The organism is Gloeothece verrucosa PCC 7822 (assembly GCF_000147335.1).
In the GTDB taxonomy this organism is placed as follows: Bacteria; Cyanobacteriota; Cyanobacteriia; order Cyanobacteriales; family Microcystaceae; genus Gloeothece; species Gloeothece verrucosa.
On record NC_014501.1, the window covers coordinates 5,832,863 to 5,855,360 of the forward strand.

20 protein-coding genes and 1 pseudogene are annotated in these 22,498 nt (G+C 39.8%); 13 read left to right on the forward strand and 8 right to left on the reverse strand.

Annotation, left to right across the window (positions count from 1 at the left end):
• Window positions 1-16 precede the first annotated feature (16 nt).
• From CYAN7822_RS26220 to CYAN7822_RS26235, 5 genes are all read left to right on the forward strand, one after another.
• Window positions 17-1,417, forward strand: a complete 1,401-nt coding sequence (locus CYAN7822_RS26220) for a ferredoxin:protochlorophyllide reductase (ATP-dependent) subunit N (protein ID WP_013325284.1) — start codon at window positions 17-19, stop codon at window positions 1,415-1,417.
• A gap of 120 nt (window positions 1,418-1,537) precedes the next feature.
• Window positions 1,538-1,696 (forward strand): hypothetical protein, encoded by a 159-nt coding sequence (locus CYAN7822_RS37960; protein ID WP_013325285.1) that lies wholly within the window; start codon window positions 1,538-1,540, stop codon window positions 1,694-1,696.
• Window positions 1,671-2,159, forward strand: a complete 489-nt coding sequence (locus CYAN7822_RS26225) for a hypothetical protein (RefSeq protein ID WP_013325286.1) — start codon at window positions 1,671-1,673, stop codon at window positions 2,157-2,159. The genes CYAN7822_RS37960 and CYAN7822_RS26225 overlap by 26 nt, the downstream gene beginning before the upstream one ends.
• A gap of 100 nt (window positions 2,160-2,259) precedes the next feature.
• Complete coding sequence (locus CYAN7822_RS26230; RefSeq protein ID WP_013325287.1) at window positions 2,260-3,363, forward strand: hypothetical protein; 1,104 nt, start codon at window positions 2,260-2,262, stop codon at window positions 3,361-3,363.
• Between the two features lie 57 nt (window positions 3,364-3,420).
• Entirely contained in the window at window positions 3,421-4,062 is a 642-nt protein-coding gene (locus CYAN7822_RS26235) for a type I restriction endonuclease (RefSeq protein WP_013325288.1), read from the forward strand.
• 4 nt (window positions 4,063-4,066) lie between these two features.
• Here the strand turns inward: CYAN7822_RS26235 and CYAN7822_RS26240 are convergent, their stop codons facing one another.
• The 4 genes from CYAN7822_RS26240 to CYAN7822_RS26255 form a co-directional block, all read right to left on the reverse strand.
• Window positions 4,067-4,906, reverse strand: a complete 840-nt coding sequence (locus tag CYAN7822_RS26240; RefSeq protein ID WP_013325289.1) for a hypothetical protein — start codon at window positions 4,904-4,906, stop codon at window positions 4,067-4,069.
• Between the two features lie 188 nt (window positions 4,907-5,094).
• Complete coding sequence (locus tag CYAN7822_RS26245; protein ID WP_013325290.1) at window positions 5,095-6,450, reverse strand: hypothetical protein; 1,356 nt, start codon at window positions 6,448-6,450, stop codon at window positions 5,095-5,097.
• A gap of 179 nt (window positions 6,451-6,629) precedes the next feature.
• Entirely contained in the window at window positions 6,630-7,526 is an 897-nt protein-coding gene (gene crtR / locus CYAN7822_RS26250; protein WP_013325291.1) for a beta-carotene hydroxylase, read from the reverse strand.
• Window positions 7,527-7,711: 185 nt separating this feature from the next.
• Window positions 7,712-8,866 carry a quinone-dependent dihydroorotate dehydrogenase gene (locus tag CYAN7822_RS26255; protein WP_041934033.1) on the reverse strand — a complete coding sequence of 385 codons (1,155 nt, stop codon included), beginning with the start codon at window positions 8,864-8,866 and terminating at the stop codon, window positions 7,712-7,714.
• A 184-nt stretch (window positions 8,867-9,050) separates the two neighbouring features.
• On the opposite strand from CYAN7822_RS26255, the gene CYAN7822_RS26260 reads away from it, so the two are divergent.
• The 6 genes from CYAN7822_RS26260 to CYAN7822_RS26285 all read left to right on the forward strand — a co-directional run bounded on the left by CYAN7822_RS26260 (window position 9,051) and on the right by CYAN7822_RS26285 (window position 17,004).
• On the forward strand, window positions 9,051-10,592 hold the full coding sequence (locus CYAN7822_RS26260; RefSeq protein ID WP_013325293.1) for a hypothetical protein: 1,542 nt from the start codon (window positions 9,051-9,053) through the stop codon (window positions 10,590-10,592).
• Between the two features lie 141 nt (window positions 10,593-10,733).
• Window positions 10,734-11,195 (forward strand): ribosome maturation factor RimP, encoded by a 462-nt coding sequence (gene rimP / locus CYAN7822_RS26265; protein ID WP_013325294.1) that lies wholly within the window; start codon window positions 10,734-10,736, stop codon window positions 11,193-11,195.
• 19 nt (window positions 11,196-11,214) lie between these two features.
• A complete protein-coding gene (nusA, locus tag CYAN7822_RS26270) occupies window positions 11,215-12,405 on the forward strand; it encodes a transcription termination factor NusA (protein WP_013325295.1) in 1,191 nt (396 codons plus the stop codon).
• Between the two features lie 116 nt (window positions 12,406-12,521).
• Window positions 12,522-12,797 (forward strand): YlxR family protein, encoded by a 276-nt coding sequence (locus tag CYAN7822_RS26275; RefSeq protein WP_013325296.1) that lies wholly within the window; start codon window positions 12,522-12,524, stop codon window positions 12,795-12,797.
• A 193-nt stretch (window positions 12,798-12,990) separates the two neighbouring features.
• On the forward strand, window positions 12,991-16,326 hold the full coding sequence (infB, locus tag CYAN7822_RS26280; protein ID WP_013325297.1) for a translation initiation factor IF-2: 3,336 nt from the start codon (window positions 12,991-12,993) through the stop codon (window positions 16,324-16,326).
• A gap of 72 nt (window positions 16,327-16,398) precedes the next feature.
• The gene (locus tag CYAN7822_RS26285; RefSeq protein WP_013325298.1) at window positions 16,399-17,004 is read left to right on the forward strand and encodes a low-complexity tail membrane protein; all 606 of its coding nucleotides are present in this window, start codon (window positions 16,399-16,401) and stop codon (window positions 17,002-17,004) included.
• A 23-nt stretch (window positions 17,005-17,027) separates the two neighbouring features.
• On the opposite strand, the gene CYAN7822_RS39650 is transcribed toward CYAN7822_RS26285, so the two are convergent.
• Genes CYAN7822_RS39650 through CYAN7822_RS36075 form a run of 4 tightly spaced genes read right to left on the reverse strand, consistent with a single transcriptional unit; the run spans window position 17,028 to window position 18,095 of the window.
• The gene (locus CYAN7822_RS39650) at window positions 17,028-17,417 is read right to left on the reverse strand and encodes a UPF0175 family protein (protein ID WP_013325299.1); all 390 of its coding nucleotides are present in this window, start codon (window positions 17,415-17,417) and stop codon (window positions 17,028-17,030) included.
• A gap of 8 nt (window positions 17,418-17,425) precedes the next feature.
• A complete protein-coding gene (locus CYAN7822_RS37965; protein ID WP_157871853.1) occupies window positions 17,426-17,587 on the reverse strand; it encodes a hypothetical protein in 162 nt (53 codons plus the stop codon).
• On the reverse strand, window positions 17,571-17,939 hold the full coding sequence (locus CYAN7822_RS26295; RefSeq protein WP_041933396.1) for a hypothetical protein: 369 nt from the start codon (window positions 17,937-17,939) through the stop codon (window positions 17,571-17,573). Before CYAN7822_RS26295 ends, CYAN7822_RS37965 begins: the two co-directional genes overlap by 17 nt.
• 9 nt (window positions 17,940-17,948) lie before the next feature.
• Window positions 17,949-18,095: an AAA family ATPase gene (locus CYAN7822_RS36075; RefSeq protein WP_083786910.1), complete on the reverse strand. Its 147-nt coding sequence runs from the start codon at window positions 18,093-18,095 to the stop codon at window positions 17,949-17,951.
• Window positions 18,096-18,152: 57 nt separating this feature from the next.
• Here CYAN7822_RS36075 and CYAN7822_RS26300 point away from each other — a divergent pair, with 57 nt between their 5' ends.
• Together CYAN7822_RS26300 and CYAN7822_RS40555 are read left to right on the forward strand one after the other, a co-directional pair.
• Window positions 18,153-21,362 carry an efflux RND transporter permease subunit gene (locus CYAN7822_RS26300; protein WP_013325300.1) on the forward strand — a complete coding sequence of 1,070 codons (3,210 nt, stop codon included), beginning with the start codon at window positions 18,153-18,155 and terminating at the stop codon, window positions 21,360-21,362.
• A gap of 161 nt (window positions 21,363-21,523) precedes the next feature.
• Window positions 21,524-21,847 (forward strand): annotated as a pseudogene (locus tag CYAN7822_RS40555) (hypothetical protein); the annotation flags it as partial.
• Window positions 21,848-22,498: the final 651 nt, after the last annotated feature.

Sequence of the window (22,498 nt, forward strand, 5' to 3'; positions counted from 1 at the left end):
TAGGAGAACTCAAAAAATGACCGCAACTACCGAACCATCCGCACTACAATTCGAATGCGAAACCGGCAATTATCATACATTTTGCCCCATTAGCTGCGTAGCTTGGTTATACCAAAAAATAGAAGACAGCTTCTTCCTCGTCATCGGTACCAAAACCTGTGGTTACTTCCTACAAAACGCAATGGGAGTAATGATCTTTGCTGAACCCCGTTACGCCATGGCCGAACTCGAAGAAGGGGATATCTCGGCACAGCTAAACGACTACGAAGAATTAAAGCGGCTTTGTCTCCAAATAAAACGGGACCGCAACCCAAGCGTAATAGTTTTTATCGGCACTTGTACCACCGAAATCATTAAAATGGACTTGGAAGGAATGGCTCCCAAGTTAGAATCAGAAATAGGTATACCCATCGTAACCGCGAGAGCAAACGGGTTAGACTACGCCTTCACCCAAGGAGAAGATACTGTCCTAGCGGCAATGGTTCATAAATGTCCTACCCAGGTAAAAGTAGAAGCCGAAAAAGAAGAAAGAAACGCCATTCATAAACTGCTCAATTTCGGACGCAAAAAAGAAGAAGTAAAAGCCGAAGAATCTGAATATATCGATCATCCTCCCCTAATTTTATTTGGTTCTTTACCCGATCCCGTTGTTACCAACCTCACCCTAGAATTGAAGAAACAAGGGGTTAAAATTGCCGGTTGGTTACCGGCTAAACGCTATACAGAATTACCCATTATTGAAGAAGGGTATTATGTAGCTGGTGTGAACCCTTTCTTATCTCGTACTGCCACCACTTTAATGCGTCGTCGTAAATGTAAATTAATTGGCGCACCGTTTCCTATTGGTCCGGATGGTACACGCGCCTGGATCGAAAAAATTTGCTCGGTTTTTGGCATTCAACCGAAAGGGTTAGAAGAAAGAGAAGCCCAAATTTGGGAAAGTATAGAAGATTATGCGAAACTTGTGCGCGGTAAGTCCGTCTTCTTTATGGGAGACAATCTTTTAGAAGTATCTCTAGCGCGGTTCTTAATTCGTTGTGGAATGACTTGTCATGAAATAGGTATCCCCTATATGGATAAGCGTTATCAAGCGGCTGAACTGGCATTTTTAGAGAAGACTTGTAATGATATGGGTGTTCCCATGCCTAAGATTGTTGAAAAGCCGGATAATTATAATCAGGTTCAACGAATTTATGAGTTAAAACCCGATTTAGTTATTACGGGTATGGCCCACGCGAACCCCTTAGAAGCAAGAGGAATTAATACTAAATGGTCTGTTGAGTTTACTTTTGCTCAAATTCATGGGTTTACAAATGCGCGGGATATCCTTGAGTTAGCTACTCGTCCTCTCCGTCGGAATAACAATTTAAAACAGTTAGGTTGGGACAAGTTAGTTAAGGAAGAGGCGAAAATTTAATCCTTCATCGGTTTCTCTTCGTATTAGAACTGAGTTTTGATTTTTCTCCGCTATGATATTGGTAGGGTGGGCATTGCTCACCTTATACTTTTTTATAGTTAGATTATTTGAGTATTTGTTATGGCACAAGAGGAAGCATTCGATTTAGATTTATATGATGAAGCTAGTAATCTTGATGAAGAAATTGATGGTCAAGCAAAAACAAAAATCATCAAACTCAAGAGAACAAAAGTTTGCAAAAGCTTTACTTATCATGTTGAAGCAAGGTCCGTTTATTGATACACAAGGATTACTTGATAATTGTCAATGTTATTTAAATTCTAAAAATATTTCTTCTAGTTCAATAGCCGGTGCGGCTTATGATAATGGGGTTTTAATTAGCTTACAAAATGCTCCTAATTTCCAATCCGACTCTATTTCTGTAAACTTTAGTGAAAATAATCAAGCTTTTCAAATCAGAGAAATTGAAAATTTAACTGATGTCGCTCAAGCTAATAAAATACGCCGTTGCTATGTTCCCAGTCCTAAACATAAAAGAGGTGGTTCGGGAACTTATATGGATTTAACTGATGTAGAAGCACAAGCGGCACTAGATAAAGGATTACCATCGGGTAAGCAGATTTATAGTTTCTATAATAATAAATATTATGTATTTCAAAATGATAATGCAGGTGGGTTTCATGGATATCCTGTTGACCGGCAAGCAGTACCACCAAAAATCATTAAGCAGTTAGAGTCATAAATCGTAAACTATCTGGCTGTCTTAAGTTTTATTTTATAAATACTTTCTATGATAGAAGTATCTATCGCTAACCTCAACTATATTTACATCCAGGAGGGTAATGGTGACTCAATCCGAAAACTCTCAGCCAGAACAAACAGTAAAACCCACTTATACCGAAAAAACCAGCCGCCTACAAGCTTGGAGTCAACTTCTCAAGTCTATTATTCCTTTTCTCTGGCTTGCGGTTATATTAATCGTAATTATACCACTTGTTGGTAAATTTTTTATATCCACTTCATCTAATCCCCCGGCAAACTTAAAACCCCCTAAACCCGCCCAAGAAGTTGTTATTACAATCCCCAATCAAAACGAAATTGATCAAGCTTTAGTAACTGCTTTTCAAGCCGCACGAACAGAAGCAAAAAACTTTGCTCAAAAAGAACTCAATACATGGGTAGATGAATTAATGACCCGGGTAGACAATAGCTTTATTCCTTGGTACTTTAATTATTTCAACCAAAAATGGATAGAATTTAAAACACCTTTTATTTATTTACAATCTGCGGTTATTCATCAAATAAATAACAATCAACCCTCACCTAATCAAGTCGTAGCAGAAAAACTAACCGAGAAAGTTCAAACAGAATTTGCTAAACGGGTACTCAGACCAAAAATAGCTCAACTCCAACTCGAAAGAATCACCCGAGAAACCAGCAATCAATATCTTGAAGCCATCAAAAAAAATGTTTCTAACATTCAAACTCGTTATCATATTCCTCAAGGTGAGTGGGAAAACTATTTAGATGATATTGCTATTACCATTACCGATACAGAGGGAAATATTTCTAACTTATCCATGAAAGTTATTTTAGGAGGAAGCACCTATTTATTAGCTAAAGCCATTATTCCCTCAGCCGCCAAAATAGGCAGTAAACTCGCTTTATCTCTGGCCGGAAAATCTAGTGCTAAACTAGCGGCTAAAACTGGGGGAACAGTAGCGGCTAAATTAGGAGTAGAATTTCTCGATCCCATTGTTAGCATAGGGATTATTGTCTGGGATTTATGGGATTATAATCATACAGTACAGGTAGAAAAACCGATTTTAAGAGTGGCTATCCTAGACTATTTGCAAGAAGTTAAAAACGCCTTATTAGATAATCATCAAGATAGTATCATGTCCGCCATTGAGCAACTCCAAAATAGTATAATCAAATCCCCGTAGGGTGTGTTAGCGTAGCGTAACGCACCTCCTTCTTATATATTATATAAAATAAAAACTATGATCCAAACATTCGCCATTACAGAAGCCGTTTCCAGTTTAACCGAAGTTCATGAAATTTTTAATCTTACTCGTAATACAGAAGATAATTTTTTTAGGGAATTGCTTGAAAACTTACCGGATATAACTGACTCAGAACGACAAACTTTAAATAATTTAAAAGACCGATATTTTTACTATGCCAATGACAACGCCGTTACAGAAGGCACAATTAATATTATTATGATATCTCCCTTATTAGAACTGGTCAAACTCTGTGACCCGCCTTTTAAAATTCGGGCTGAAAAAGCTGTTAAAATTGAACTAGAAGATAGAGAAATGTCCCTACAAGGATTTATTGATGCGCTAGTAGTGCAAAATCAATTTTGGCTAGTTGTTATTGAAGCTAAACGATATGGGTTTAATGTTTCAATTGCTATTCCTCAAACCTTAGCTTATATGATGGCTAACCCTTATCAAGACAAACCAGTTTATGGGATGGCAACCAATGGAGAAGATTTCATTTTTGTTAAATTAGACCAACAAAACAGCCAATATAATTTTTCTGATAAGCTAACTTTATCAAAACGAAATAATGTTGATTTTTATCAAGTTTTACAAACCCTGAAAAAAATTAAAAATTTAGTCTCTGAATATCAATAAAAAATCAATTAACAACAATATCAAATTTAACTAAGATCCTAGGCAAATAATCATCTATATTTTTGATCTGCTCATCTGATAACTCAATCAGATTAAAATCATATTTCTTATAAATATCTTGTTTAACTTTTTTCCGTTCTAAATACTCCGGATTATTTTCATATCCCCAATATTCAATATAGACTTTTCCTGCCGGTAGGTAAAAATCACAATAAAGTTCTTCCTCAATGGGAAGCCGCCGCTCATAAGCATGAACTAATCCCGACATATATAACCAATTATCAATTAACATTTCTGCCTTTGAGCGTACCCAATGACCATCCGTTGTGCGATAATTGGCCTCTATCCTAAATTGTTCACGAAAGCCTTTAAACTCATGCAATTTTGCTTCACTAGACTCAATAAAATTCCCTTTTATATTCTCAATCGTCGATAAAAATACCGCATTATTTAACACCGATTCTGGCCACAAAACATATTTAGTTTTATCTTGTGGATGAACTCTTTCAACTGCGCCAAAATTAACACCTAATTTGGTGGCTACCCAACCATTTTGATCTTTACTTAATAAACCTAACTCAGCTAAGATCGCATTAACCCTATTTTTAGGAATTGATAATTTTTGACTAATTTGTGTGGCAGATAACAGAGAAGATTCAAAATGAGAAACACTTTGATTAGAGGAAAATTGATGATGCTGTTTCCAATGTTCGTAGCAATATTGATGACCCGGTTTTGAAAGGGGTTTATGGCACCCAGGTTCAGAACAAAACTGGGGTGTAGTCAAGTTTTGCACTGTTGTAGAAGGTTGTTGCAGGCGGATAACTTTTCGTTCTAAGCTCATAGTCACAGTAAAGTTATGTTACGTTTCCATCCTAGCCTAGGGTTTATCTGGCTCCCAATAATCTCTTCAAGATTTGTAACAACTTGTAACTAAAAGGAAAACTTTTTAAGATAAGTTAAAAATTTAAGCCCACATTTTCTAACTTAATTTAACACTTGAGCAATTCTCAAATCCAAGATCATTAATCTTTATGAACCCGACTCTAAACGTCGTCTCCATTCCTCATCAATTTTATCTGACTGTTCAATTTCCTGTTCTAATAATTCTTTTTCAGTGGAGTAAGTAATATCCTGGTCTGTAATTACTTTTTCAGCCGCAAATTGATGAGCATAGGCCAATTTATCCTGAAATTCATGCTGATTTAAATTTAAATATTCTGCTCTAGCGACTCGTTGTAGATTTCGTTGTTCAATTTTGCTATTGCGCCACTGAATCCACAAATAGCGAATTAGGGGAATGGCTAAAAATCCAATACCATAACCTAATAAAATCCAATAAATAGAGTGAACAAAAGCCACTAAGCCACCGAGTTGAGTAACGATTTGTTCTTTTAACAATGAACCTAATACTAAAGCTAAAATAATATTCGCCGCACCCAAACCCGTTGCCAATAAAATTTGTCCACTTTCAGCTTCACTAAAGCGCCATAGTTTTTCTTTTAGATAACTAGCTACAGGTAGAGAATCCATTCTCGATGAATTGTTTTGTCGAAAATTTTCGGTTTGATTTTTAGCCGTGACTTGTAATTCAGGAAAATAATAAATAATGTCGCCTTCAGGAGAAACTTGAGGATATCCATTAAAACGAGCTAAAACCGGAATAATATAATCTTCATTTTCCTGATTGAACCGATCAATATTGTCTAAATAAGGAGCAATTTGTTCAGCAATAACTGAGCCGCCATTATTACGAATCACCGTCCCAATTTCCTGCCAGCGTCTCTCTTCTAAATTAAAATTTGGATTCCCATCTCCAAAAAGGAATGAAAATACTGCCTCAAGAAAATTCATTTTTTTCTGAGATGATTCAGCACTATTCGCTCGTCTTCGTTGACGCTCGTAGTAATTCCCTTCATAATCGGGAGTGAAAACATAGAAAATATCAGAAAACCAAAAAACCGGGAAAAAAGAAATCCCTCCGCCTGAATTCCCACTGTTACTATTGTTATCATTATCACGACTAGAACTAATAGCGATAACGATGACCGCAATGGCAATCATCATCAATAAAATAGAAACAATTAAAACAATACCAAAAGAAATCCGAATTAAGTAAAATAAAACCTTCCAGACTTTTTCCCACCATTGCTTTAAGCGCAGTTTCCAATACTTGTTCTGGAGAATAGAACGAAAGTTCTCAGGAAACAGATAGACAATTTCTCCAGTATCGGAAACTTGTAGATGTCCTCCCGCATCAGAGGCTAATGCCAATAGTCCTTGCTGGGCGAGATTAATTTCTAGGCCTGCTTGGGATGCCACGTCACCAACCGTAACGCGATAACCCAGTTGCTCAACAGATTTCATAATGGCAGGATTAGGAGTCATTGTCTTGCTTCCTTAGAAAGAGTTCTACTTTTCAGTTTAATCAATCCGCAACGGAATCGTTAACCACAGAACCCGGAAAGCGATTAATCGATTAGAAAGTCTTTGAGCATTTAAAAATTAAAAATTAGAGCCAAAGCTCTAATTGAAATAACAGGGGGATGTTCGGGCGAAAAAATGTTTTAAGAAGCTGGCTTCTCAGACTTTTTTTCATGAAAACGAATCCCTAAAAATACATCATAGAGAAAACCCCAAAAATTCTTCTTTTCTAATAATCCTAAGCTTTGATCACACCCTTTAGCATCTAAAAGCGGCTTAGTGGCGTAATAGGCAGGTTGATACTTATACCAGGGGATTGACGGCCAAAGATGATGCACTAAATGATAATTTTGTCCAAAAATCATCAAATTAAGGATTGGACTAGGATAGACTCGGGCATTTTTCCAGCGATCACGTTCTTTAAAAGGACGATGAGGTAAATAATCAAAAAACAAACCTAGGGCTATCCCTACTACTAAAGCAGGAACAAACCAAAAATTCATAATATAGCCCATGAACCCGTATTTAATCCCTAAAAATACTACGGTAAACACGAACAGCCTGCTGAGAAACCATTCTAAAAGTTCATATTTACGCCATAAACGACGTTTAAAAAAGAAAATTTCATGATAAAAAAAGCGAGCGGCAATCATCCATAGAGGCCCTCCTGTAGAAACAAAATGATCCGGATCATTTTCTGGATCATTAACATGGGCGTGGTGTTGAAGATGAACCCGCGTAAACACAGGAAAAGCAAAGCCTAACATTAAGGCACTGCCATGTCCTAGCACAGCGTTAAAGGTTCGATTACTATGGGCTGAGTTATGGGAAGCATCATGAATAATAGTTCCCGATAAATGTAATGCTAAAACATTAAAACAAAAACAAATCCAATCAGGCCAATTCCAAAGCCAATAACCACAGGTAGAAAAAGTAATCAGGGTTAAGGCAGTGAAAAACATAGAAACATTAAGATTGAAGCCTCCCGGTGCTTTAAGAAACTCCTTGGGGACTGTCAGCACTTTCTCAGCCGACTGCATCTTAGTTTTTGCTCCTTATTATTTATCCTTTGCGGTGCGTAAATTACAATACCATACTCGGATTGATAAAGTTTTGTAACATTATATGAACTAATCTTTAAGGAAAAGACAATAAGTATTAGTCATTAGTCATTAGTCCTTAGTCATTAGTCCTTAGTCATTAGTCCTTAGTCATTAGCTTTCCCCTATTCTCTAGTCCCTACTCCCTGTTTATTTTCACATCCTACGGCCTCAGATAAGCTTGATAAGCCATGTTCTTCTAACTTGGCCACTAATCCCTGTAAAATGTTGGGCACCATCCAAGGCCCCTCATAAATCCAGCCTGTATAAACTTGTAGAAGACTGGCACCGGCAGCGATTTTTTCCCAAGCATCCAAAGGCGTAAAAATCCCGCCAACACCAATGATGGGCAATTGTCCCCCTGTCTGCTGCCAAATAAAACGAATAATTTCTGTAGAACGTTTTTGTAAAGGCATCCCGCTAATGCCTCCCGCTTCTTCACGGATATCTTTGCCCGTAGCCTTGAGAATTTGGGTTTTTAAGCCTTCACGAGAAATAGTGGTATTAGTGGCGATAATTCCCGCTAACTGATAGGTTTTAGCTAACTGAACCAAATCGGCTAGATCACTCCAGTTAAGGTCCGGCGAAATTTTCACCAGTATGGGCTTAGTGCCCCCATTTTCAGCTTGTAAAGCCGCTATAATTGGCTCAAGTTGTTCGGTGGCTTGAAGGTCCCGCAAACCGGGCGTATTGGGAGAACTCACATTAACCACAAAATAATCGGCCCAATCTTTTAAATAGCGAAAACTTTCCACATAATCCAAAGCTGCCGCATCTAGCGGCGTAATTTTAGATTTACAGAGGTTAATACCGATGGGAATAGTACGGGGATGTCTAGCCCAAGTTTCTTGTAAAGTTTTCGCCATAACCTTTGCCCCTTGATTGTTTGCCCCCATGCGGTTTAAACCCGCCCGATCTTGAGGTAAACGAAATAGCCTCGGGCGAGGGTTTCCCGGTTGAGGATGATGGGTAACAGCACCTAACTCAGCTAAACCAAAGCCAAAACTCGCCCAAGTTCCGGCGGCTAACCCATCCTTATCAAATCCTGCCGCTAAACCGAGGGGGTTATTAAAGGTTAATCCCCATAAATTTTGCACCAGACGGGGATCGCTTTGACAAAAAGAGTTTTCCAGTTGAGATAACAACCAATCTGCTGCCCATGAATGACGGGAGCGATCAATACGATTTAAAATTTTGATCAGTTGCTGATGAGCTTGTTCTGGATTAGATTGGAGAGTCCAAAAGGCAAGAGGATAAAACGGTTTCCCAAAAGTCAACATAGCATTGGTTTCTTCCATCGGACTATTGATTATAACAATTTGACGAGGAATTAATTGAGCCTTAGTCACCCCCAAATATTAATTAATCCTTACGAATTTGCCAAAAATTTTCTGCCTCTATCTAAATCGGCGGCTATCTCCTGCTACTATACAAGATTATCAAACTTTTTTAACAATTTTAATCATGACTATTAGCCGAAGATTGTATAGACCATCCCGTCAAAAAAGGGGGATTAGCCTTTGGTTTGAAAGAATCATGGCCTTGATTGCTGTCGTTAATTATATTTTAGTTATTTTTAACTTAACTTATATACCTTTACGAGATTTTTGGCTACAAGGAAGAGTTCAGCTTTTTTTTAAATTCGGTCAACATGAGCTTGAATGGCCACAAGAACCCGTGCGAGTTTTGCCGGTTAGCTTTTCTGACTTCATTACTCGTTATGATGATTTTAAGGGTATTGAACCCTATCGGAGTACAGAAGACTATTTAAAAAATGTCCGACAATTAAAAAAATATATATCTTTAGAGGGCTTAAATAATGCTAATGAAACCATCACTCAAATCTTGTCAAAATTACAGGAACAAAGCATAGATATGATCCAAACAAATCCTTTCCAAATTTCCAATAAAACCGGAACTTTAGAAAGAATTAAGAATAAAATGCGTAGATTTATTTTTCCCAATAATAACAATGCCTCAGCCAAACAAGCATTCCTAATTTTTTGGAGTCGAGATTATCTCAAGCAAAATTATGAGCAAAAAATAAATTTTTTTGATAATGAAATAGTCCCATTAATTGAAACAAATTACTACCGTCCTGTGGGGGAAAATGGACAACCAGTAGACAACTTTGGCTTAATTGATTTTCCCTTTTCCCTGCTGTTTTTTTGCGAATTTTTAATGCGAACATGGTTAATTAGCCGCCGTTATACTGGAGTCAATTGGCGAGATGCTATGTTATGGCGCTGGTATGACATTTTTCTGTTCATTCCCTTCTATAAATTTTTAAGAATTCTGCCTGTGCTTATTCGATTAGACGCGGCTAAATTCATCGATCTTAGAAGTATTAAAAGACAAGCGAGTCAGGGATTTGTAGCAGGGATTGCCGGGGACGTTACTGAATACGTTGTCGTAGAAATTATTCATCAGCTTCAAACTTCAGTCAAACAAGGTGACCTACAAAAATTTTTAAGCCAACCCAAGAATCACTCTTATATAAATTTTAATGAAATTAATGAAATAGAAGAAATAATTAAAATCTTTATACAAGTTACTGTCGATAAAACTTTACCTCAAATCCAGCCCGAAGCCGAAGCCTTTCTAAAATATAATATAGATAAAGCCTTGAGTCTCTCGCCCGCCTATAAAAATCTGCAACGTTTGCCCGGAGTAGAAGGATTACAAAATCAACTGAGTCAACAATTAGCGGCTCGAATTTATCAAAGTCTTTTTGAGGTAATAAATAACCTAAGCCAAGAAGATAAAAAATTCAACGAACTTTTAAGCAGCCTGCTCAAAAAATTCACTCAAACCCTGGGAAGAGAACTTAAAGCCGAAAAAAGCACAGAGCAACTTGAATTTTTAATAACCGAATTATTAGAAGAAATAAAAATGAATTATGTACAGCGATTGTCCACTGAAGATGTAGAAGTAATCCTCGAACAAACACGACAACTGCGTCAAAAAGCTCAAGCCACGCTACCTCAAATCGAGTCTGCCCCGTAGCGTTAGCATAGCAGAAAGTCAGCTAAAATTTGCTATGCTAATATATAGGACACATTTTGAAGGTGGGGCTTAACCGCCTGCCCAAAAATAAAAACACTAGGGAAGTGGGTCTAACCCGCTTTTTTTGTTGCATTTACTGCCATGACTCATCCTGTAATCCCTCAAATCATTGATTTAGCGACACCGATCGCCGAACAACTCGGATTAGAAATCGTAGAAGTGGTCTTCCAAACCAATAAACGACCACCCGTTCTGCGAGTAGACATTCGCAATAAAAGCAGTGATACCAGCTTAAATGACTGTGAACAGATGAGTCGGTCATTAGAAGCCAATTTAGATGCAACAGAACTAATCCCAGGCTCCTATGTGTTAGAAATATCCAGTCCCGGAATCTCTCGACAATTAAACAGCGATCGGGAATTTATCGTTTTTAAAGGGTTTGACATAATCGTCAAAACCGACACGCCTTTTGAAAATCAAAAAGAATGGCGAGGAAAACTACAAGGACGAGATGAACAAGCGGTTTATTTAAATAAAAAAGGACGAGTAATCGCCATACCCCGTCAACTAATTACTAAAGTCCAGTTAGAAGCTCAAAGTTAAAAAAAAAGGAGAAAAGCCTATGAGCATCGTCAATTTGCCAGGTTTGAAAAACATGATTGAAGAAATCAGCCAACGGCACAACCTACCCAAATCGGCGGTCAATGAAGCCCTACGAGAAGCCCTACTCAAAGGATACGAACGCTACCGACGCGCTCAAAGCATGGAAAAAAATCAGTTTCATGATGATTATTTTGAAAACTTTGATGTGGAACTCGACACCGAAGAAGAAGGTTTTCGCATTCTCTCAACCAAAAAAATCGTTGAGTCCGTTACTAATTCAGATCATCATATCTCATTAGAAGAAGTACAAGCCGTAGTCTCAGAAGCCCAATTAGGCGATGAAGTGGTCTTAGATGTTACCCCAGATCAAAAAGAATTTGGGCGGATGGCAGCCATTCAAACCAAACAAGTGTTGCTGCAAAAACTGCGAGACCAACAGCGTAAATTAATACAAGAAGAATTTCAAGACGTAGAAGGCACCGTTTTAAACGCCCGAGTCTTAAGATTTGAAAGACAAGCTGTAATTATGGCCGTTCAAAGCACCTTTGGTCAACCCGAAGTAGAAGCCGAATTACCTAAACGCGAGCAATTACCCAACGATAATTATCGAGCCAATGCCACCTTTAAAGTATTACTGAAAAAAGTTCGAGAAGGCTCTCATCGAGGGCCACAATTAATCGTTTCTCGCGCGGCGGCGGGTTTAGTCGTTTATCTGTTTGCCAATGAAGTGCCCGAAATAGAAGAAGAAGTGGTTCGGATCGTAGCCGTTTCTAGGGAAGCTAACCCCCCTTCCCGTTATGTGGGTTCAAGAACTAAAATAGCTGTAGATACCTTAGAACGCGATGTTGACCCTGTAGGAGCTTGTATTGGAGCCAGAGGCTCCCGCATTCAAGCAGTGGTCAATGAACTGCGCGGCGAAAAAATAGATGTCATTCGTTGGTCGCCGGATCCGGCCACTTATATCGCTAATGCTCTGAGTCCGGCTAGAGTCGATGAAGTTATCCTCACTAATCCAGATGAACGTCAAGCCTTAATCTTGGTAGCCGAAGACCAACTCAGTTTAGCCATCGGCAAAGAAGGCCAAAATGTGCGCCTAGCGGCTCGTTTGACAGGCTGGAAAATCGATATTAAAGACCGCGCTTTATATAAAGCCGAAAAAGAAAAACAACAGCCACAAGACCTAGTACAAGAAGAAGTGGAAGTGACCTAACAGATCAACGAAAATTAAGCGCACCAAAGGCAAAAAATCATTAATTAAAAAGAGTCACTCACCCCCGAGCAATCGGGGGCTTGATCCCAACCCAAACCCAGAAGCCCGATCATCAAATGAAACCTAACACTCGACGATGTGTCAGTTGTCGTCAAATCGCCACTAAAGATAATTTTTTGAGAATTGTCCGAGTCTATCCATCACGACAGGTACAATTAGATCAGGGCATGGGACGCTCCGCCTATCTTTGCCCAAAGGCGAGTTGCTTAAAAGAAGCTCGCCACAAAAACCGGCTCTCTCGAGCCTTAAAAACACCTGTTCCAGAATCGATTTATCAGCTTTTATCAGAGCGAATGACCCACTCAATACTACAGCAACCCCCATCAGAATAATAGTCGGTTGCGATTTGTCAAAAGTTAGATGCCCTGTTGAGCAAAGAATCGTTAGGATAGGTTAAGGAGCTTTTTTGTCATTGAGTTACTGTCTTTATTATTTTAAAAGGAGTTAAACCTATCGAACTAATCAACTTTACGCTCTTTAATGACGGGATCACCATAGCCGGTATGCAACTCAGGGGGATAGTGGATGAGCAACTCAAAAGTTAGAATTTACGAATTATCAAAAGAATTGAATTTAGACAATAAAGACATCTTGGAAATTTGTGATCAACTTAACATCGCCGTTAAAAGTCACAGTAGTACAATTACAGAATCACAGGCAGAACGAATCAAAGCAACAGCAGATAAATATATCCACCAAATGGCGGGAAAACATCACAACGCGAATCTCTCCGACAGAGGACACCACTCTGCCGGAGAACGTAAGCAGGAAATTTTGGCAATTCATCATAAACAAAATCGTCTCTTTTCTCAAGGTGATGCTCTAAGCGCATCCAGTCAGCCATCCTTAGTTGAGCCTCCCCGCCCCCCCATGAAACCTCAACCTCCATCAGCATCAACCCCAGGTTTAGCTAAACCCGTGTCTACTATAGAAGACACGCAAGAGGTTTTCCCCGAACAAACCTCACCTAAAGCGCCCTCGATCTTGTCTCCTGTTGAGCAAAATCAACCCGAAAAAACTACAGTCGAACCGACTCAATTAGAACAAAATCAATTAAAATACAACCAACAAGAAAATCAACCCGAACAAGAATCTGCCCTATCATCATCTGAGTTATCTGAATTAGACGTGCCAAAACTACTTAGACCTCCCGTAAGACCTTCCGAAAAACCAGCAACCGTACCGACTCCAGTAAAAGAGGCCAAATCAGATGAGCCGACCGCTCAACCGGTTGTGGCTAAAGACAATAGGGACAATAAAGAACCTAAAGAAAACAAGGAAAAGGTGAAAATTGCCCCAGAAATTAAACCAAAAAGTAATAGAGACGGTAAAAAGCCCGATAAAGATAAGAAGAGTTTAGCACCAACACCACAACCCAAGGTTAAAAAAGAACCAAGGGAAGCAAGAGAATCTAGAGAACCCAGAGAACCTAGAGAAACCAGAGAATCTAGAGAACCCAGAGAAAGAGGGGAAGCAAGGGAGCAAAGAGAACCCAGAGAAACCAGAGAACCCAGAGAACGCAGAGAACCCAGAGAACCCAGAGAAATACAAGAACCCAAACTCTCGATCGAACTCAAAAGACCAACGCCGCCAAAGCCGCCGGCTAGGCCGAAAGCGGAAGTGGCCAATTTGAGCATTGAGCCTGAAGATGTAGAAGACACCCCAGAAGATCTTTTAGAAGAAGATCCCTTAGAAGCCCTCAAACCCAAACCCAAATTAAAACGTCCTACTCCTCCCCGTGTCGGAAAACGCCAAGATTGGGACGAAGAAGAGGATGAAACGGAAGAAGGCAAAAATAAAGCCGGAAAATTGGCAAAAACCGGTAAGAGCAAACGCCGTCAAGCGCTGTTGGATGATGAGGATGATTTTGATTCGGAACTAGAAGAAACTAACGAAGTTCCCACAGCAGTAAGCATATCAACGGCCCGTCCGCCCAAACCGAAGTCAATGACTAAAGCCCCCGCCAGCCCCAATGGTGCCTCGAAAAATGTTAAAGCACCGACAAAAGCGGAGCCAGGGCGAACGACGAAATCAGACCGCTCAGAACGTCGGGAGCGCAAAGAACAACCCCAACGGGCTGAAACTCTCGTCCTCGATAAGATGATGACCGTAAGAGAACTCTCAGAACGACTCAGTGTTCCCGAAACGGAAATTATTAAAATCCTATTCTTCAAAGGTATTGCGGTTAATATTACCCAAACCCTAGAAATGGATACCATTACGGCCATCGCTGAAGAATTGGGAGTCACCCTCGAATCTCCCGAAGAAAAAGCCGCCGCCACCAAAACCACAGAAATGATCGACGAAAATGATTTAGAAAATCTGCATCGTCGTCCCCCAGTAGTGACTATTATGGGTCACGTTGATCACGGAAAAACTACCTTACTCGATTCAATTCGCAAAACTAAAGTAGCCCAAGGAGAAGCCGGAGGCATTACTCAGCACATCGGGGCTTACCACGTTAATGTAGAACACGAAGGCCAGGAACAACAAATCGTCTTCTTAGACACTCCAGGCCACGAAGCCTTTACCGCAATGCGAGCAAGAGGCGCTAGAGTCACCGATATCGCCGTGTTAGTGGTAGCCGCCGATGACGGAGTGCAACCCCAAACCAAGGAAGCCATAAGCCACGCGAGAGCCGCCGGAGTTCCCATTGTGGTCGCTATCAACAAAGTCGACAAAGCAGACGCTAATCCAGATCGCATTAAACAAGAACTATCTGAACTCAGCTTAGTGCCTGAAGAATGGGGCGGTGACACAATTATGGTGCCCGTGAGTGCCCTCAAAGGCGAGAATTTAGATAGCTTGCTAGAAATGATCCTGATTGTGGCAGAAATCGCTGAACTCTCAGCTAACCCCGATCGTCTCGCCAGAGGAACCGTCATCGAAGCCAACTTAGACCGGACTCGAGGACCGGTAGCAACCCTACTGGTACAAAACGGAACCTTACGAGTCGGGGATATCATCGTCGCAGGTTCTGTCCTCGGTAAGATTCGGGCCATGATAGATGACCGAGGCAATAAAGTAGAAGAAGCAAGCCCATCCTTTGCAGTAGAGATTTTAGGACTCAATGAAGTCCCAGCAGCCGGCGATGAGTTTGAGGTCTTTGAAAACGAAAAAGAAGCCCGAGCTATTTCGCAACAGCGTACTGATGAACTACGTCAATCTCGCCTACAACAGGCCATGTCCTCTCGACGCATCAGTCTCAGTACCCTGTCGGCTCAAGCGCAAGAAGGAAAACTAAAAGAACTGAATTTGATCCTAAAAGCCGACGTTCAAGGCTCAGTAGAAGCCATTTTAGGCTCTCTCAAACAATTGCCTCAAAATGAAGTACAAATTCGGGTCTTATTAGCCGCAGCCGGTGAAGTAACCGAAACCGACGTGGACTTAGCCGCCGCCAGTGGCGCAGTAATTGTCGGCTTCAATACCACCCTGGCTAGTGGTGCCAGACAAGCCGCCGATCAAGAAGGCATCGATATCCGCGAATACAACATCATCTACAAACTCTTAGATGATATTCAAGGAGCGATGGAAGGTCTATTAGATCCCGAAGAAGTAGAATCACACTTAGGCTTCGCTGAAGTACGGGCCGTCTTCCAAGTAGGACGAGGTGCTGTAGCTGGCTGTTATGTCCAGTCTGGTAAGCTCATCCGTAACCGTCTGCTGCGGGTCCGTCGTAAAGGAGAAGTCATCTATGAGGGAGTCCTAGATTCACTCAAACGGGTGAAAGAAGATGCCCGGGAAGTCAATGCGGGTTATGAATGCGGCATTGGGGTCAATAAGTTTAATGATTGGCAAGAAGGCGACCAAATCGAAGTCTATGAAATGACGATGAAACGCCGTACCCTTTCTGCGAAATAATGAGAGTATCTCAGTTGTTGGTTATAAGTCCAGGCTTCTAACCAACAACCCTATTATTGATCGGAAAAAGCCATGCGCTCTTTATCATCAGAACCGTTTTTGTGGATTCATTTATCTGGGTTAGCCGTTGTCCCAATCTTCCTAGAAATAGTATGGATAGGATTCGCCATCGGTACCCCTTTAGCTCCTTTTTGGCTAGAATTATTGATTGTCTCAACAGTAGGCATTTTGCCGATTTTGTGGATGCAGTGGACTCGTCCGTTTGATATTTTTAGCCTTCTGATAGTGGCTCTAAAACCTGATAATCTTAGCTCAGATCAACAGCGAATTTTAAGTTTGTTTAGAAAGCGGCAACAACGCCCTCTCGCTTTACTCGGTGCTATCTTGATGGGATGGGTACTCTGGCAAATTTATCATTGGGCCCCGTTAGCCGCGATCACCGCTTCTTTTCTCCCTCAATGGCGGCTTTTGGGACTGCTGATAGCGGCAGTTGCTTTTTTATTGAGTAATTTATTTTTTCAAATTCCGCTCAGTGTTTTAGGCGTGTTTTTGGTGGGAGCCAAGCAATATGCTACCACTGAACCCTTACCCCCCGAAAAAATTCGTCAAGAATTTACCATTCCCGGATTTCGAGTTAAGAAGATTTTACCAGGGGTTGAGGCAACGCCGGTTGAGTAAAATAGGAAATAGAAATTATGCTGTTACTGACTAGCTGTTTTAAGGTCTGTTTCTAAGTCTTCAATAGCATAATTAATTGGTATTTCTCGACTGGCCAGTAAATGTTGAAATTGTAATTGATTCATTTGAGCTAATTGGCTGGCTTGTCCTAAAGTTATTTTTTCTTTTTGATGTTGATCAATATCATTTTTTACTTCTGTTAAGGCTAAGGCATTTAAGACTTTTTGAAGTTGGGTTTTATCTGAGGCTTTTAAGTCTTTATAATCATCTATACAAATTTTTAGGGGTTTTATAATATAATCATCTGGAAGAATTGCTCTTGCTTCTATCTCATCATAATTTAAATGTTGAATTAAAGCTTCTAAAAAAAATTTATCGTTTTTACTTTCAACGATTAAAATATTTTTTTTCATAAAAATAATTAACCTCTAATTGGTCGCTCTTGTTCTAAAGCATATTCTAAAGTTTCTAAATCTCGCTTAATGGCTATGATTTGATTAGTTTTAGCGGCTCTAGTCATTTCAAAATAAGCGGCTATATCTGAATATTCAGCAAGACCTACATCTTTAAAAGCTTGAATCATCTTCGTCTGGTATATCTAGAGCTAAAGTCCCTTCAGTGCCAGCTACAATTAAATAGTTAAATCCTTCTTTTGGGTTCAATATTACTTGAATTTGTAAAATCGATATTCGTGATTGTTTTTTTGAAATTAAATTAATTAGAGATTTTGCCTGTTCAGATTCTTCAATAATTTCTGGAGTAATAGAATTAACAGCCAAAATTTCAATATTTTTTTCTATATTGTCATAACTTTTACTGAAAAATTTAATAGTATTGTTTTTATCTTGATTGAAAAAAAAGCTATCCCAAGCTCTTTCGGGCATAGCCTTAATAGCTTCTAAAGATTCTCTCCTAAGTTCTTTGACTTGCTCCATACTTCTAGGTTAGGTAGAATGTTCTAAAAGCAAAGCTTCTAATAAAGCCGTTTTACCCGAGTTATTCTTTCCCCCGATTAAATTAACTCTAGTAAATCCAGAAATACGGGTTTTCTCAAAACATCTAAAATTCTCAATCTCGATATCTTGAAGCATAAGTTACAACTTTTAACAATTAAAATAAAATTATAAGCCATGTAAACAAGATTAATTATGCCCAACCCCGAACCCTCTAACTCATTTAGTCTCAGTAGTCTATCCATCCGACAGCATATCGGCACCTTAATGCTAACTGTAGCCGTGATCGTGGTGGGTATCTTCTTCATCACCAACTTACAAGTTGACTTACTTCCCGCCATTACCTATCCCCGCATTGGAGTCAGACTTAACGCGCCGGGCGTTTCTCCAGAAGTAGCTGTAGATGAGATTACTAAACCGCTAGAAGAAGCCTTATCCGCTACAGAAGGAGTGGTTCAAGTCTATTCCCAAACGCGAGAAGGACAAGTTAGCCTTGATTTGTATTTTCAACCCGGCGGAGATATCGATCAAGCCCTCAATGAAGCTACAGCCACCTTTAACCGGGCCAGAAGCCAACTACCAGACACGATCGAAACTCCCCGCTTATTTAAAATCGATCCTTCCCAACAACCCATTTATGAAATGGCCTTAACCTCTTCTTCTTTACAAGGAGTAGACTTACGGGTATTTGCCGATGAAGAATTATCCAGAGAATTAAGCGTCGTCCCCGGAGTCGCGGCGGTAGATGTTTCTGGGGCAGCCGAAGAAGAAGTTAGAATTAATATAGACCTCAACCGTTTACAAGCTTTAGGCGTAGGATTAACCGATGTTTTAGATGCCCTCAGAGAACGAAATCAAGACATTTCTGGCGGCAGAATATTAGGGAATCAGAGTGAACCCTTAACCCGAACAGTGGGCCGTTTCCGCAATGCTGAAGAAATACGAGATTTAACCCTTGAAGTCAATAATAGAGATGAATCAGCACCGAGTAAACGGGTTTACCTGCGGGATGTTGCCGAAGTCATAGACGGAACAGAAGAACAACGCATTTTTGTTACTCTCAATCGAGAAAATGCCGTTAAAGTTAGCATCCAAAAACAGGCCGATGCGAACACCATTGAAGTTGTTGACGGAGTTAAAAAACGGATTGAAGAACTACGACAATCTGGGTTAATTCCAGAAGATATGAATTTGCTCCCAACCCTCGATGATTCGGTTTTTATTCGTACTTCTATTAATAATGTAACTTCTTCTGGGATATCTGGAGCCTTACTCGCTGCAATGGCGGTTTTACTTTTTTTAGGTTCAATCCGTCAAACCCTAATTATTGTCTTATCGATTCCTTTAGCTACCCTAAGCGCGATTATTTTGATGAAATTGTTTGGACTATCTCTTAATGTTTTTAGTTTAGGGGGATTAGCTTTAGGGGTTGGAATTGTGGTGGATAACTCTGTAGTGATGTTAGAAACCATTGCTGAAGGGGCCGGAATGACTCCAGGTAAAGACAGTAAAACCCGACTAACACCGCGTCAACTCATTGCCCAAGCGATTAAGAGTAGTCAATCGGTAGAATCAGCCTTAATTGCTTCTACCACCACAAATTTAGTCTCGGTTTTACCCTTCCTCTTAATTGGGGGTTTTACTTCCCTACTGTTTAATGAATTAATTCTCACCATTAGTTTTGCTGTAGCAGCATCGATTGTCATTGCTTTAACCGTTGTTCCGATGCTGACTTCTCGCCTTTTGGCAATCCCTTTTAGCAGTAGAATCGGCAAGTTTCCGCTTTTAGTAATTTTTAATCAACGTTTTGACGCAGCAACGAGAAGCTATGGCAATTTTTTAGCTAAAGTATTGCAATATAAATTGATTGTAATTATCCTGACATTTTTAATTTTAGGGGGTGTAAGTTGGTGGATGGTCGTGAAAATTCCTCAAGAAATTTTACCCAGAATCAACACCGGTCAAGCCTCTTTATTCGCTCAATTTCCTCCGGGTACGCCTCTAGAAACCAACCGCAAAGTGATGAAAATTACTGATGAAATTCTCCTCAAACAACCTGAGACAAAATATGTTTTTACTACTTCGGGCGGTTTTCTTTTTGGAAGTAACACCATCGCTAACCCGTTAAGAGGGAATAGCACCATCACCCTCAAACCCAATACAGATGTAGAAAAATTTGTCGAGCGAGTTACTAAAGAATTAGAAAAACTGAATTTAGTTGATATTCGTTTACGCATTGCACCAGGACAATTAAGAGGTTTAATTGTTAATAATTCTCCCGTTCGTAATGCAGATATTGACCTAATTTTACAAGGAAATCAACCCGATATTCTCGCTAAAACCGGCAGACAAGTTTTAAAAACTTTAGAAGAAAAAGTTACCCTCGCCCGCTTTCGCCCTGACACAGATCCCCGTCAACCCGAAATCCAAATTCGTCCAGACTGGGAAAGAGTCGCCGAAGTGGGTTTAACAGCCCAAGATATCGGCAACACGATACAAACCGCCTTAGAAGGAACAATCCCGACTCAATTACAAAGAGAAAATCGCTTAGTGGATGTGCGGGTAAATTTAGACAAGCGTGTTATTCAACAACCCTCCCAACTGCAACAGTTACCTCTGTTTGTGGATGATAATCGACAAATTCGTCTGGGTGATGTGGCTCAAATCAGCGAAGATGAAGCCCCCGGAGAAATACAACGCATTAACCAACGTCCAGTTTATTTGATGAATGGAAGTTTAACAGAAGGGGCTAGTCTAGGGGATGCGATCGCAGAAATTAAATCGGTTTTGTCAGAAATTGAGTTCCCTGAAGGCGTGTCATTATTACCCAGTGCAGCAGAGGAAAGTAACCGTCAATTGCAATCTTCTCTATTGATTCTGGGCAGTTTAGCCGCCTTTTTAGTGTTTGTGGTAATGGCTGTGCAATATAATTCTTTGCTCGATCCCCTTATTATTATGTTTACCTTACCTTTAGCTTTAGCGGGGGGGATTTTTGGCTTATACGTCACTCAAACAGCTATCGGAGCTACAGTTATTGTCGGAGTCGTTTTGCTAGTGGGTATTGTGGTTAATAATTCAATTATTATGGTGGAGTTAGCTAACCAAATTTGGGAACAAGAAGGAATTAGTCGTAAAACGGCCATTCTTAAAGCGGCTTCTCAACGTCTGCGCGCCATGATGATGATTACAATTACAACGATTATAGGAATGTTTCCTCTCGCGTTAGGTCTGGGAGAAGGTTCAGAATTTTTACAACCTTTGGGAATTGTCGTGTTTTTTGGTATGGGGTTAGCCTCAATTTTGCTATTATTTATTACTCCCTGTATTTATGTTTTGCTTCATGATATTCATTGGTTTAAATCAAAATCCGAACCCGTAAAAGAATTAGCTGATATTTTAAAGTAATTCTGCGTCCTTGGGTGACAAGATGAGAAAAAAGTTGAGCAATTACTGAAATTAAATCAGATTCTCAACAATAGGGGTGAGCCAATACTGCTGGGTTAAGAGGACATTTATAAAGTAAATATAAAAAATTCCTTTGACAAACCCTTCCTCAATACCAAGAAGAAGGGATCGCTTTTTTTGTTAGCCAAAATCCTCAACCAGATTTATTACCCGTCTATGGTTTTTTCAATTCTGGAACCGGCGATCATTTCTACACAGCGAATCCAGCAGAACGAGATTACGTAGTTAATAATATTCCTGATTATCAATTTGACGGCATTGCCTTTTATGCTCATGGAGCAGATGCTAATCAAGGGACGGATGTCCAGCGTTTCTATAAAGCAACCACTGGTGAGCATTTCTACACCGCTAATGCAGCAGAACAAGCTTATGTTCAGACTCAAGGTTTTGTTTTTGAAGGAGTGGCGTTTGAATCTAGCAGTTAGTTGAAATTTAATAAATAGGAATATGGACTTACAACTAACAATAATATTATTGCCTCTTAAGCTGGATAAGTCCTATTCCTTTTTCCCTTTTTCCTTCGCCTTACTCAAAGTAAGGAGGACGAAAATTTCGTCAACTTTTACTGTAACATAACCTATCCATTTTTTTTGTCGATATCAAGCCGCTTGATGTTCCCAAAAACTTGATTTAATCCATCCTGAATAGTAACTATAGACTGTGTCGCTAATCAGTACATGAGAACTCCTAATACCGGCTTGAGTCTCCATAATTTTAAGGCGATGACATGACTAAGCTAAATATGCTCAAGTTAAGAAATAAACCTCTAACTCTTTCCCCACACCCTACCCCCTACACCCTGTCGCCAAGAACAATTTAAATAGGTGACAGCTTATGACCGCCACTGACCAATAGCAGATCTGTCTCAATAGGAGAATTGGGAGATTGCATAGTTGGCATCAGATTAACAGTAAAATTTTCTTAATTATTAAGCTCAAATTTTAGTCATTTAATTCTTAAATCTTTATTTTCATTTCATTGGATTTTACTGATTGTCTCATGACTATTAGGTTAGGGATCGCTGGTGAATGAGCTATTAACCTTTTCAAATCCCTTTTTCTCCCATAAAAAAGATT

Bases quoted from the DNA above. Each gene is read 5' to 3' on its own strand.
- CYAN7822_RS26235 (WP_013325288.1), top strand. From the start codon at position 3,421: ATGATCCAAACATTCGCCATTACAGAAGCCGTTTCCAGTTTAACCGAA.
- CYAN7822_RS26295 (WP_041933396.1), bottom strand. From the start codon at position 17,939: ATGGAGCAAGTCAAAGAACTTAGGAGAGAATCTTTAGAAGCTATTAAG.
- CYAN7822_RS26245 (WP_013325290.1), bottom strand. From the start codon at position 6,450: ATGACTCCTAATCCTGCCATTATGAAATCTGTTGAGCAACTGGGTTAT.
- CYAN7822_RS26225 (WP_013325286.1), top strand. From the start codon at position 1,671: ATGTTGAAGCAAGGTCCGTTTATTGATACACAAGGATTACTTGATAAT.
- CYAN7822_RS37965 (WP_157871853.1), bottom strand. From the start codon at position 17,587: ATGATTCAAGCTTTTAAAGATGTAGGTCTTGCTGAATATTCAGATATA.
- CYAN7822_RS36075 (WP_083786910.1), bottom strand. From the start codon at position 18,095: ATGCTTCAAGATATCGAGATTGAGAATTTTAGATGTTTTGAGAAAACC.
- nusA (WP_013325295.1), top strand. From the start codon at position 11,215: ATGAGCATCGTCAATTTGCCAGGTTTGAAAAACATGATTGAAGAAATC.
- CYAN7822_RS39650 (WP_013325299.1), bottom strand. From the start codon at position 17,417: ATGAAAAAAAATATTTTAATCGTTGAAAGTAAAAACGATAAATTTTTT.
- CYAN7822_RS37960 (WP_013325285.1), top strand. From the start codon at position 1,538: ATGGCACAAGAGGAAGCATTCGATTTAGATTTATATGATGAAGCTAGT.
- CYAN7822_RS26220 (WP_013325284.1), top strand. From the start codon at position 17: ATGACCGCAACTACCGAACCATCCGCACTACAATTCGAATGCGAAACC.
- CYAN7822_RS26300 (WP_013325300.1), top strand. From the start codon at position 18,153: ATGCCCAACCCCGAACCCTCTAACTCATTTAGTCTCAGTAGTCTATCC.
- rimP (WP_013325294.1), top strand. From the start codon at position 10,734: ATGACTCATCCTGTAATCCCTCAAATCATTGATTTAGCGACACCGATC.
- infB (WP_013325297.1), top strand. From the start codon at position 12,991: ATGAGCAACTCAAAAGTTAGAATTTACGAATTATCAAAAGAATTGAAT.
- CYAN7822_RS26240 (WP_013325289.1), bottom strand. From the start codon at position 4,906: ATGAGCTTAGAACGAAAAGTTATCCGCCTGCAACAACCTTCTACAACA.
- CYAN7822_RS26230 (WP_013325287.1), top strand. From the start codon at position 2,260: ATGGTGACTCAATCCGAAAACTCTCAGCCAGAACAAACAGTAAAACCC.
- crtR (WP_013325291.1), bottom strand. From the start codon at position 7,526: ATGCAGTCGGCTGAGAAAGTGCTGACAGTCCCCAAGGAGTTTCTTAAA.
- CYAN7822_RS26285 (WP_013325298.1), top strand. From the start codon at position 16,399: ATGCGCTCTTTATCATCAGAACCGTTTTTGTGGATTCATTTATCTGGG.
- CYAN7822_RS26260 (WP_013325293.1), top strand. From the start codon at position 9,051: ATGACTATTAGCCGAAGATTGTATAGACCATCCCGTCAAAAAAGGGGG.
- CYAN7822_RS26255 (WP_041934033.1), bottom strand. From the start codon at position 8,866: ATGTTGACTTTTGGGAAACCGTTTTATCCTCTTGCCTTTTGGACTCTC.
- CYAN7822_RS26275 (WP_013325296.1), top strand. From the start codon at position 12,522: ATGAAACCTAACACTCGACGATGTGTCAGTTGTCGTCAAATCGCCACT.